The organism is Affinundibacterium amnicola (assembly GCF_014284275.1).
Classification (GTDB): Bacteria; Pseudomonadota; Gammaproteobacteria; order Burkholderiales; family Burkholderiaceae_D; genus Undibacterium; species Undibacterium amnicola.
Map to the genome: position 1 here is coordinate 1 of NZ_JACOFU010000002.1, position 12,814 is coordinate 12,814.

Below are 12,814 nucleotides of genomic sequence, written 5' to 3' on the forward strand. Positions count from 1 at the left end.
GTAAGGCATGCCGCCAGCGTTCAATCTGAGCCAGGATCAAACTCTTCAGTTTAATCTCTGTTACTTGTTTCCATTTCTGGAATTCGTTCTTTCGAACGAGTCGCTCACTCAAAATACTGACAGTTGCGACAATGATTGCTCACTATCGCGTCTTATCTTTACTTCTTGTGAACATTTGATATTTTTTAAGTTTCTTAGCTACCGAAGTAACTAATCGCCTCTTTATCAAGTGCCCACATTTATTGACTGTTAATTGTTAAAGATCTTATTCTTTTCCACTTAAACTCACCCGAAGGATTTTGTTTTTGCTACGAAGCGTTGTGTTCGTCAGCAGCAGAGAAATGAGATTATGCAGCACTTCTTTATTTTCGTCAACCCCCTGTTTTTACTACCGTTTAAATTTGAGTTTCTTCAACTTAATTCAAACATCAGGAACTTAACGACCAGCTACTTGCATACTTACTTATTTCACACCCGCATTTCTGCGGGAGGCGAACTATAGCAAGCATCGCTCCCCTTTGGCAAGGTTTATTTGGATAAACTGAATAAATCATATAAATCGCCCAACAATGACTACTTATCAGTGTTTACTTACATGAATGAAAGTCTAAGCACAAAAGAAAAACGCCCCAAATGTGGGGCGCTCTAACATCTACCAAAAAATACAAATTACCCTTGAACCCGCAGTGAAAAATCCACTGCCCTAACATCCTTAGTGAGAGCACCAATAGAAATTCGATCAACGCCAGTCTCAGCAATCGCACGAACCGTGCTCAAGTCCACCCCACCAGAAGCCTCCAGCAAAGCGCGGCCATTATTAATCACTACCGCTTCACGCATCATAGAAGTATTAAAGTTATCCAATAAAATTGAACTCGCACCAGAATCCAATGCCAACCGCAATTGACCCAATGATTCAACTTCAATTTGCACACTAATTTGCCGGTCGTATTTTGCAATAACCTCACTAGCATTCTTCAATGCTGGAACGACACCACCGGCGGCGGCAATATGATTCTCTTTAATCAGAATGCCGTCATACAAAGCCAAACGTTGATTTTTTCCACCGCCAACACGCACAGCATATTTTTGAGCCAAACGCATTCCAGGCAAAGTCTTGCGGGTATCCAAAATCGAAGCAGGCGTTCCTTCAATTAACTCTACATAACGACGCGTCGCAGTGGCAACACCCGACAAAAGCTGCATAAAATTAAGCGCACTACGTTCAGCAGTTAACAAGCTACGCGCCGGCGCCTGGATTTTGCATACAACAGTATCGACACTCATCAGAGCACCTTCAGCATATTGCCAATCAACCACAATAGAGCTATCAAGTGCAAACATCACAGCATCAAACCAAGGCGCACCACAAAGCACAGCTTCTTCACGCACCACAACATGCGCAATAACCCTCGCATCAGATGGCACCAACTCGCCCGTCAAGTCACCACTACCAACATCCTCAAGCAAAGCAAGTTTGACGCTAGCATTCAAAGCATTCGACAAATCCAAATCAAATGGAGCAAAATTATTTTGCAAATTCGTATTTTGAAAACTCATAGCCATCCTTAAGCTGGGCCAACACCAGAAAATAGTTTTCCATCTTGCGCCAAATCGCCACTCGCTTTTACATTAGCCTTACGAGCCGCAGCAAAATCAAGCATCCTATCGATTGAGCGCTTCGCCTCCCTCCCAACAACAGGGTCAACTTGAATTTGATTCTCACCAGTCTCAAGCACATGCAACAGATTACGCAGACCATTCATTGCCATCCAAGGACAGTGCGCACAACTCTTACAAGTTGCACTATTACCAGCCGTTGGTGCCACAATAAATTTTTTGCTAGGCGCAGCAATTTGCATTTTATGCAGAATACCGTTATCGGTCGCAACAATGAATTCTTGCGCATCCATCGTTTTCGCGGCATTAATCAATTGCGATGTAGACCCAACTACATCCGCCAAAGCCACGACCGCCGCAGGCGATTCTGGATGCACCAAAATTTTAGCGTCAGGATGAGACTCTTTCAGAATTTCTAATTCAATTCCTTTAAATTCGTCATGCACAAGACACGAACCCTGCCACAACAACATGTCAGCGCCAGTTTGTTTTTGAATATAGCCACCTAAGTGCTTATCCGGCGCCCAAAGAATTTTCTTGCCCTGCGCATGCAGATGCGCCACGATATCCAAACCCACACTAGAGGTCACCATCCAATCAGCACGTGCCTTCACTGCCGCACTAGTATTCGCATAAACGACCACAGTACGATCAGGATGAGCATCACAAAAAGCCGCAAATTCTTCTGGATCACAACCAAGATCCAAAGAGCAAGTCGCGTCCAAATCTGGCATCAAGATCGTCTTTTCAGGACTGAGTATTTTCGCAGTCTCCCCCATAAACTTAACACCAGCAACAATCAAAGTCTTCGCTGCATGATCGCGCCCAAAACGCGCCATCTCTAAAGAATCAGAAACGCAACCACCAGTCTCTTCCGCCAAATCCTGCAAATCAGAATCAACATAATAATGCGCTACCAACACAGCTTGCTTTTCTTTTAGCAGATCAGCAATACGTTTTTTTAACTGGATCTTTTCATCCAAGCTCGGCGCATCCGGCACACGCGCCCACGCCGACGCAGTACAACTACTACCAACATCCATCTGAGGACGCTCAAATTCAATAACTTTGGTCGCTTCCATTTCAAGTCTCAAAGTGAAAACCGCTAGTTTAACAGCAATAAAAAAACCCGCGTCTTGCATGCAGGACAGGTTTTCAATTTTCTTATTTTCAAACAATCACGACTAGAGGTGACACTCGAATCAAAATAGGCTAAAAAAGCTAAAGGATTAACGATACTGTTTTTCCACATAATGCAAGCATCGTCACTGAAACAGTCAAAGCTAGCGGTTAGCCAACACGCCAAGTATAAGCAACATCAAAACTCAGACTACCAATTAAAAGTCGAATCCTTGCATCCTTAAATTCCAAATAACGATAATTCACTGGTGTGGCAGGGACTAAATATTTAGTAACTTTATGCGAATAAAGCCACACTGGTCTATCTCGATAAATATACCGTACATTGATAATCAAAAGTTAATCCGAGATTCCAACCGACAAAGAATAATTAAAGAGGTTTATGCTTTCTTTCAAATCTTCAGATAGTGCACCGGCTCCGAAATGGAGTAAACACAACAGTTGTCAATTTCAATTCATTGTGCGGAGTCTACACTTCAAGCCAATGACCTCATTGATCGGGTGACTCTCCAATGACAAATCAATGGCGACGATTATTAACTTACCTTAAGATCGCAGAGCTATAGGCTAAAACATAATCGCAAAGCTTTATACACACACTAGTCCGCCTTTGCTCTCCACTTCCCATTGTTATATTCGTAGCCCCGAGGTCCATCAACATCAATTTGCCATCCGTTTGCATGCTGGTGAAATTGATGAACCTCCACACCTATCACGACGCCTCCGCTTCGATTGAATCGAATGCAGTTAACCATAGGCAAAATCTGTGTCGGTAATGTAGGTCCAACACTAGGTGGCACACCTCTCACAAAAAGTGCTTTGTCTTTGAGGCCTGGTACTACGTCCGGAGAGTGTTCATGGCCGCACATAAACAATAGTGGCCCCTCGCCAGCCAAGCCCTGAAGATTGCTCTGAACCATCTTCGAAAGCCCATCCCAAATATTGGACTCGTGCCTATGCGCCAAGACAAGTAGACACTCCGAATTTTTTCGCACTGCAGAAACGGCTGTAACCGCCGCATTTATTGTTTTGCGCAAGTCGTCCTCGCCCACCCCGGCTTGATGGTCATCAATTGCATAGCGCTCTACGTTTAGCTCCAATACCACAATGCCAGAACTTAAAAAACGCGTATTTAATCGATAGCCAGGACTAAGTATCCAATCTTCAGAGTGTTCTGTGACATCTGCCTCAAAATCATAATAAGGTTTCCAAGCCAAGTTTCGAATCCACTCGTTTTCTTTCACCGTAATTGATTCAACTTTATAGGGAACAGAAGTTGAAATATTTGCAGCCAATGCAACTGGGCGAGAGAAATCATGATTACCTGGGCAAACGAATACACGATCTCTTGCAATCCCCGTTTCCACACCTTCTATTACTCGATTGTTGAACAATGCCTCGAAGTATTCCTTAGCCAACTGATATTGGCTTGGATTTCCTCGATCAGCTATATCTCCGGTAATGGCAAGGAAGTCAGCCATCTGTAGCCCACAACTTCGACGAGCCAACCTTAGAGAGATTAATGAGCCGACATCCCAACTGGCCTTGCCAAAATGTGGGTCTGTGATATGTAGAATCTCAATAGGATCATCAGAATTTTTCACGAAGCGTAGGTCCTGTCCACGTGCACGAGCCAACAACGCACCCACAATAAACGCAACCTCCGATTGCTCAACACCTTCAACGGCTCGACTAATCGATGACCAAGTCAGAAATTGAAATGGTGCAAGGTCGCTGCCCTTTCCGACTAATCGATTGGCACGCTCAATAGCCTCATTGGAATCAAACCGAGCGCTGACCAACAATAGAGGCCACCTTTCATCAATCAATTTTTGATCAAGCTGACTAACAGATTTTGGTGACCAAACTGCGCTATCAAGAACCATATCGACAACAGCTAGAAACGGTTGTCCAACCGAAGTTACTACCTTCGCCACTGCATCAAGAGTGGAGCAATATTGAACATCGAACGCCCACTTACCGAGGTGAAATTCCGAAACCTGGGCGAACCACTTCTTATATATTTCTTTACGTCCGTCATCTTTACGTTCACCGTCCAATTGGTCGTCAACGACCATTACAAGTACTGTACCGATCTGATTATCTTTCATGTCATCTCCAGAATTGAACCTAATGATGGAATACGAATACGAATTTCGAAATAATTTTCTTTGAATATAGTTGACTCCACTTGAACACCAAAACTGTCCAACCCTGCAACCTTTGGCTTGTATACTGATACTGCCTCACTCGATGCTAAACCAGTAACAACAACAACAGTAATTCCTAATCTGACTGGTTCGACATTTAAATCAAACCATATCCAAGCTTTAGCCACTTCAACTAAACCTCTAAATTCGAGACAATCTGGCGGAGAGCGCTCTACGCTCTTCCCTTTAATGTTTGAGAAGACTTCGCTAAACAATTTTGCCAATTGATCCCCTAGCGGAAAATAGTCACCCACTCCTTCAGGCCAAACAAGGGTACGAGCCATCATCGTCGGTACTACATCTTTCAAAAAGACTAATTTATTGTCTTCAACTCCTTTTTGAACAATTTCTAAAAAAGCGTCATACACCAAAGGCGAATCAGCTCTGTCCCCATACCGAACTAGCGTCTTGTGTAATAAATCCACAAAAGCGCCAAACGTTTCATTAACTTTCAACAAATACGTGCCAGCAGAAACTTCTTCGGACACGGCAAATTTCCTTAATTCTTCAATCTTCAAAATAATTTCATTTGTGGTTCGACCCAGCGTATCACCCACAAATCGAGCATCACAACGTGCCAAGAGACTAGCCAAGCGATTTAAGCGTGACAAAGTACTGGTGAAATCCGCAGTCTTCGCCAACTCCATTTTCAAACTACCAAGCTCAGACTGCTGGCTATGACTACTTGAGCGCCCAAAAGCTTTGTCCAACATGTACCAAGTCTCTGGTATTGTCCCTTTCCTTGGCCGAAGCGAATGGTAGTTGCGATACAGCAATCCATTTGAAGGCTTGTCCTTGCAGAGCTTTTCAAACTCGTCCTGAACACCTACGGACACATCCGAGTCGGTGGTCAATGCCATAAGTGCAAGCCGAACATAAGGCGAATTGGTCACATCAGCTGTATCAAGTTGGTCTGCAAGGTCGCACAAGACAGCAAATTTACAAGATGCTGGTTGAGCGGCAAACACAATTGCAGTAAGACCTAACAGACAATTTTTCCGCTCGACTTCACTCAAAGACATATGCGATGAACTATTTAAACTTATAGTGATTTCTGCCAATAGAGATATAGCATCGTCTCGATCGGTGGCCGCAATGCTTCCACCAGCCAGCAAAAGCATAACGCAAAGTAGTTCAGCAGCATAATCTGCGCCCTTAAGGTCTAGCAAGAGCCGAGCAAGCCTAAGTGGCGTTTCAACATCACCGGTCGCACGCAAATACTCAATTACTCTGGCAGCCAACGTACTTGAAGAATACGCAGGGGTACTTGATATCTGTCTTGTCGTTGCCTCGATATCGTTGCGGAGGGAATCCACAATAGGTAAAGGATTCAATCCAAACTCTTCCCAGAAGTCAGTAATTTCCCGTGCTCGCCAAGTTCTTTCTAGTTCCTCTAAGGGCTGCACCAAGTCAGAGTGTGCATCATCGACAATTCTTCGGAGACGTCCAATTGCCGGAAGTGCACTGCACATAGGACAGTGAGCGCCCGTGCCAAGGACCGGAACATTCCATCTCCAAAAGGTTTGAGGAAAGATATTAGAGCTCGGCGCTGTTCGCTCAATTTCTGAGGGTAACTCGGGTGCCGACGAACGATTTATTAAGCCTAGAGCTCGTATATCGTTAAATCCAAGTTCAGTTAACTGTCGCGCGACATGACGAACAGTTCGATTTGTTATGAAACCAAAATCAAGAAACACTGCAATTGACCGTGCTTCACCATTGACTTCAGCAAGACTACGTGCAGAATCAGCAACCAGTGGCGAAAATCGCGTCAATCCTCCTGCAAACCGAGGCATAAAGGACAACGGCAATAGCGTTAGCGCCAGACTTGCGTCGGCATCCATTTCATTTAACCTGGACTTGACGTGATGTGCCAAGCGATATGCAATCTTATCGATAGGAAAAGCTAGAACAACCTGACTTTTTTTGCATAGCTCGACAAGTTGCTCGACCAAAAAATGGATGGCGCCGGATTCACTTGCCCCAGATTGATCTATGGCGATTTCAGCATTTAATTCAAGTAAGCTATGTCTATCCCCGTGAGCCCAATGCCCGACCTTTATCAAATGCGCTGACTCAAGCTCAGTGTAAAGCTCCTCGTCATATGCAACTGCCGCACTTTCAGCTCCAATTCTTTCTATATAAGCTGAGCGACCGACACGACGAAAACTTGCTGTGTTAGTCCTTTTTGTTGAAAGTGATGGATCCCACAACAACGCAGCTAAATGCGATGTACTAAGAACCCGAGGCGTAATATTTAAATACGGTGTTTTTATGCTATCAACAACCCCCTCCAACGACGTCCTCGGTGGCAAGCGAAAGCGCTTTAGTGTGCTACCAGAAACAGATAGGCTCCCAACAAGTACAATTTCAGTAGAATCGATCGGTGGGTCTATCAACCATTTTTTTGCATCATGCAAAGAGGCACCAACTAGCCCATCAAGCGCATGGTGACTAGCCTGTGGAAATAAAGCGAGAATGCGTCTAAGGGAGCGACGAATACATCGTGCGGCTTCGCCGTCTTGTATAAGCTGTGCAAAATTTAAGTAGTATGGCAATATATCTTGGCCACCTGCCGTAGGCCAAAGGACATCTCTAAGCAAAATCGGATTATGGACTGCGGAATCACTTAGTTCATGAACGCGCCGCCACACGGCGGCTGAATCACATACCCTTAATTCCTCAAGCAAAAATACCAAACGATTGTCAAGTTTCGAAATATTTGAGGTAGCACGCTCAACGCTCACCTGCGTCATGCCGTCATGACGTGGTTTGAAATTTAATTTCAATTCTGTACAACAAAGATCCTCAGTGACTAGAAAAATTGATGCATCTCCCGTCCATAAACCAAGCTCAAAACGTTCGCGCTTAGGGAACAGATTTTCGATAACCCAAACGGTGTCCACTGCTTGGTATCGACCCAAGTCACACAGATAAAGCAATGAATTTTTACGTCGCGAATTCGAAGTGCCAATTAGCCAGGATACAATTATCTTATTAACAAGATTTTTTCGGCAACTCTATTAACTCTTATAACAGTGGCGCCAAGTGACCGACTCGTATGCTCACGCACCCGCCTTTCAACGCTTTCCAAACCCTCACCACTTCGAATATCGATGACCTTTGATGACAAGATTCTCGGAGGCTTCGAGTCAGCCAATTTCTTGATAATTGATTGACGAATTTTAAAATTTGCAGGCTTATCTGAGCTAAACCATTGACTATTGAGATCAGGAATCACCGCCGGGCTAATGCCTAAATGAAAGATCGTACCAGTTAAAGCGTCACTGGTTTGTATGTGCCCCCCCGAGGAGACGACATTATCAGTAAAGCCTGGGGGTCTTGGATGCGGACCTGCCAGCCACTCTCTACCTGTGATAATCATGGACCGGTCATTTCCGCCACCATGACTCAGGATTTTATGCAAATGCATCAAACCGGTTGAGCTACCTCGTAAGCGCGAGACTTCACGTTCGCCTCTATCATGTCTCGAAAGTGGTTTTTGAAAAAGTAGAGAAGCTGTTAACTGTAGGGGATGATGGGATGAATTCTTAGCCCTTAAAGATTGCAAATCTTCGTTTTTCCAAGCATCGAGATCAGCAAAAAGTCCCTTTCCAACATCGAGTACAAAAATCTCAATTTGTAGCTGCTTTTCGTTCAAAAGTACTTTTCCAAGCAGACGTGACTTGGAAATTTCCAACACTCGAGCAGCTCTCGCTTCATCGCTTTGAGTCTGTCGCACCCTCGCATAAAGACCAACATACCCTGGAATTGATTCGGAATATGCATGCTCTGCTGCGTTTTCCACCAGCTCAAGCAATATTTGATTTAGTCGTTGCAGTGTTACATCCCGGTACTTACGCGAATCGGTTTTGAACTTAAACAGTGACGTATCCGCCATCTTCAGCAATTCTCGAACTTTTTCCCTTACTAAAGAAGTCAAATTTGGGGAAGACGGTACTGGAAGCTTCCAAATAGTCACAGGCAATACGACGGCATCTCCGTAAATCATTTCAACACGGGAACGATTAATTGATTCCCGAAGTCTTTTCAATCCTGCTGCACCCACATGCCAAAGGCCTAGATTTCCTTTATCGCCATCCTTGTCAAATTGAAACCGAACAATAAGGTCTTGGCGACAACAAAAAGCTGACAAAAAACCGTGGAATGATAGAAACTTCAAAGTGCGCCTCCGCCGCATTGCAGCATCATGGGTACTAGCACCCTCGCCCAAGTCAATTTCAACTATCCGGCCGACCTCGGAAAACGACATTAGCTCTGTTGCTATTGCTAGGATCGGCAATGGTGAAACCCATTCACAATTCGCAAAACTAATTCGCACCTTTGCATTCAAGTTCACCCGATTCTGACGTTGAAAGGCGGGAAAAAAGTCCCGAACCCAATCATCAAAAAGTAGCTTAGGGAGCCTATCAAGCTCGATTTCATCCGTCTCAAGTAATTCGAGTGACTGCATCTACATCTACCTTTCTCGAAATGCGACACTTCTTGAAAATCTGCCTTTCAAGTTATAACCGCGAATTTTATGTTTCTTGTAGCTAGTCTGCAACCTGAGTTCGAGACGGGAGGGACATTCAGCGTGTGTCCACATCTGACTTGAGAAGGACCATAAATTCAAGCCTGCCGAAAGAATTATTCTAACCTAGTCACGTAATCTTAAGTGCAATTAATTGCAAGTTAAATACGACAGCCAACTATTTCCTAATTACATCAATCAGGCTCCGTCGCATTGACATGAGCAATTATCGATGGATTAAAAAATGGAGCTAATGTTCACTCTAACGCAGCTTAAACTAACATATATGGGCAAAGGAAATCTTCGTAAAACGCTTTCAATTTTTTATATTTACGAATTTGGGTCGATAGTATTGACGAGGATACCAGCAGTGCAAAGTTATTTACGAAGCAGCGCTAACAGCGATCAAGTTTCGGGGTGCAGACTGCAAACTTGTGTGGTTCTTGCACACCCGCTTGATTTGAGGTGCATTGATGGACCGCTAAATTATTCAGTTAAGTCGCAAGCATGGTCTGCCAAATTCAAGCGACCTTAATTGGAATAATAGCAGCGCCATTTTTCAACTTGCACAAATAGTCAGCCCACGCTTGCATCATCTTGCGCCTGTCCTCGATGTACTTGGCTTTCTGGTATACGCCTTTAACACCTTGCGCTAGGTGCGACAATTGACGGTCTATGGTGTTTTCGTCCCAGCCAAGCTCTGCCAACATGGTCGCCGCCGTGTGCCTAAAGCCGTGCGGATGAATCACGTCACCACCGTAGCCCAACGATTTCAAAGCCTGATTGATCGTAATCTCTGATAGTGGCCTTTGCCCTGACCGGACACCGAACACATACTCACCCATGCCAGTAAGCGGCTGCAAAGCTTTTAGCAATTCTACGACTTGCGTGGCTAACGGTACGATGTGGTCAATCTTGGTCTTGGTGCTGAAATAGCGCCACTCTTTTGTTTCAAGGTTGATGTCTGCCCATCGTGCGGTTCTTAGCTCCATTGGTCGAGTGAAGACTAAAGGCAATATGCGTAAGGCTGCCACCGTAACAGGTGCGCCGCTGTAGGTCTCGACATCGCGCATGAGCTGACCGAGTAGCTTAGGGTCTGTGATGTGTGAGAAATTCTTTTGCACATGCACCTCAAGAGCACCGCGCAAATCAGTCGCTATGTCACGCTCAGCCCTGCCTGTGGCGATTGCATAGCGCCATAGCTGCCCCATCTGTTCACGCACTCGGTTAGCGGTCTCGGTAACGGATTTACCTTGTTTGTTTTTTCTGGACTCAACACGGCGCAAGCATTCCAGTAAGGCAGGTGCCTTTATGTCAATCATAGGCAACTTACCCAGATACGGTATCAGGTCGTTTTTCAAATACGCCATTGTGCGGTTGCTATGGCTTGCAGATAGCGGCTTAATCTTAGTTTCAAACCACTCTAGCGCGACCTCTTCAAAGGAACCGGACAAAGGCAGGCCGCTTGCCTCACGTTGAATGGTTTCTTTATGTTGGGTTTGCTCTATGCGTTCAGTGCGCTTCGTTTCGCTGGGGTCAATACCAGAAGCAAGCAATTCATTTGCATCTGCCCGTTTGCTTCTAGCGACTACTAGCGATACATCAGGGTATTTACCGAAAGCTAGACGCAGCCGCTTGCCATTGAATCGATAATCCATGCGCCAATACTTAGCACCATTTTCATTCACCAGAAGAAACAAGCCACCACCATCGGATAATTTATAAGGCTTATCTTTGCCTTTGGCATTTCTTAGGGTGGTGTCAGTCAGTGCAGTAGCAAGTTTAGGCATGGTGGGCAATCTCTCTATGAAGATGCTTGAGATACCGTCAAAAATGTGGAGTTTTGACGGTACTTTTTTTTGGCGGTATCTGTATTTTTCCGAAGTACCGTCAAAAGTACCGTCAAAAACTTGGGCTGTCAAGAAACGGCTTGGCACGTCCTGAAACAAAAAACCCGCGTTCTCATAGTGAGTAACGCGGGTTTGAATACTTCTTGGTACTGCCTGAAACGTACTAATGGTGCCCGAGGCCGGAATTGAACCGGCACGCCCCTTTTACGGAAAGCGGCGGATTTTAAGTCCGATGTGTCTACCAGTTTCACCACTCGGGCACTCAACTTGCATCTAGCGATTTGCTAGCTTGTTACTTAATGATAATTCGAAACTTAACTATCAAAATTCTTGGAGGCGGGGGTCGGGATCGAACCGGCGTCTACGGCTTTGCAGGCCGCTGCATAACCACTTTGCTACCCCGCCAAGGGCTGCTATTTATTTGAACTATTTTCAAAACAACTCAAATAAAACGCGGAACAACTATCGAACAAAAAAGGGAAGCTGTGCTCCCCTTCGGAATTTGGAGCGGGAGAAGAGTCTCGAACTCTCGACCTCAACCTTGGCAAGGTTGCGCTCTACCAACTGAGCTACTCCCGCATATCACTACTTAATACTACATCGCCATTCCAAAAAAACTTGGAGCGGGAGAAGAGTCTCGAACTCTCGACCTCAACCTTGGCAAGGTTGCGCTCTACCAACTGAGCTACTCCCGCATATCACTACTTAATACTACATCGCCATCCCCAAAAAAACTTGGAGCGGGAGAAGAGTCTCGAACTCTCGACCTCAACCTTGGCAAGGTTGCGCTCTACCAACTGAGCTACTCCCGCATTGCGACAACAGCCGTGCATTATATAGCACCAGAAAAAGTTGTCAAGATTTATGATCCATAAGTTGCTCTGCTTTTTCTTTAATCAGTGGCCAAGCCTTCTGCAAATAATAAAACATCGACCAGACAGTTAACACTGCTGCCACCAACAACAAGATCTGCCCCCACAAAATCGTATCGATCACACCAAACAAATCGCCATAAAAAAGTAGCATGGGAATCGCGACCATCTGCGCCACCGTTTTGATTTTCCCCAAAGAACTGACTGCAACTGACTTCGAAGCACCAATCTGTGCCATCCATTCACGCAACGCGGAAATCGTAATTTCGCGACCAATAATGATAAATGCAATGACTGCATTGACTCGATTCCACTGCACTAAAACAAGCAAGGCACCTGCAACCATTAACTTATCAGCGACAGGATCTAAGAAAGCACCGAATGCCGAAGTTTGTTCCCAACGACGCGCTAAAAAACCATCCAACCAATCTGTCACCGCAGCGACGATAAAAATCACAGTCGCAGCAAGATTTTTTTCAAATGGACTGAGCATGGTGTCTGGCAAATAAAAAACTCCGACCACCAAAGGAATCAGTGCTACACGCAACCAGGTCAACAAGATAGGAAAATTAAAAGGCATTTTTTAAA

The 12,814-nt window shown here is 44.9% G+C and carries 7 protein-coding genes and 5 tRNA genes; all 12 read right to left on the minus strand.

From position 1 onward, the window contains the following. Positions 1-669: 669 nt before the first annotated feature. Positions 670-1,560, minus strand: coding sequence for a carboxylating nicotinate-nucleotide diphosphorylase (gene nadC / locus H8K33_RS04340; protein WP_390320589.1), 891 nt, complete (start codon positions 1,558-1,560; stop codon positions 670-672). Between the two features lie 8 nt (positions 1,561-1,568). Continuing rightward, positions 1,569-2,702, minus strand: coding sequence for a quinolinate synthase NadA (gene nadA / locus H8K33_RS04345; RefSeq protein ID WP_186889792.1), 1,134 nt, complete (start codon positions 2,700-2,702; stop codon positions 1,569-1,571). 657 nt (positions 2,703-3,359) lie between these two features. After that, entirely contained in the window at positions 3,360-4,871 is a 1,512-nt protein-coding gene (locus H8K33_RS04350; RefSeq protein ID WP_186889793.1) for a metallophosphoesterase family protein, read from the minus strand. Continuing rightward, the gene (locus H8K33_RS04355; protein ID WP_186889794.1) at positions 4,868-7,876 is read right to left on the minus strand and encodes a hypothetical protein; all 3,009 of its coding nucleotides are present in this window, start codon (positions 7,874-7,876) and stop codon (positions 4,868-4,870) included. The genes H8K33_RS04350 and H8K33_RS04355 overlap by 4 nt, the downstream gene beginning before the upstream one ends. 83 nt (positions 7,877-7,959) lie before the next feature. Further along, positions 7,960-9,444 (minus strand): hypothetical protein, encoded by a 1,485-nt coding sequence (locus H8K33_RS04360; RefSeq protein WP_186889795.1) that lies wholly within the window; start codon positions 9,442-9,444, stop codon positions 7,960-7,962. 581 nt (positions 9,445-10,025) lie between these two features. Continuing rightward, on the minus strand, positions 10,026-11,294 hold the full coding sequence (locus tag H8K33_RS04365) for a tyrosine-type recombinase/integrase (protein ID WP_186889796.1): 1,269 nt from the start codon (positions 11,292-11,294) through the stop codon (positions 10,026-10,028). Between the two features lie 227 nt (positions 11,295-11,521). Further along, a tRNA-Leu gene (locus H8K33_RS04370) sits at positions 11,522-11,614 on the minus strand. 71 nt (positions 11,615-11,685) lie between these two features. Next, positions 11,686-11,759, minus strand: a tRNA-Cys gene (locus tag H8K33_RS04375). 98 nt (positions 11,760-11,857) lie between these two features. Continuing rightward, a tRNA-Gly gene (locus H8K33_RS04380) sits at positions 11,858-11,933 on the minus strand. Between the two features lie 40 nt (positions 11,934-11,973). Next, positions 11,974-12,049, minus strand: a tRNA-Gly gene (locus tag H8K33_RS04385). Between the two features lie 41 nt (positions 12,050-12,090). Then, positions 12,091-12,166: transfer RNA gene (locus H8K33_RS04390), tRNA-Gly, on the minus strand. A gap of 43 nt (positions 12,167-12,209) precedes the next feature. After that, entirely contained in the window at positions 12,210-12,806 is a 597-nt protein-coding gene (gene pgsA, locus H8K33_RS04395) for a CDP-diacylglycerol--glycerol-3-phosphate 3-phosphatidyltransferase (protein ID WP_186889797.1), read from the minus strand. Between the last annotated feature and the right edge of the window lie 8 nt (positions 12,807-12,814).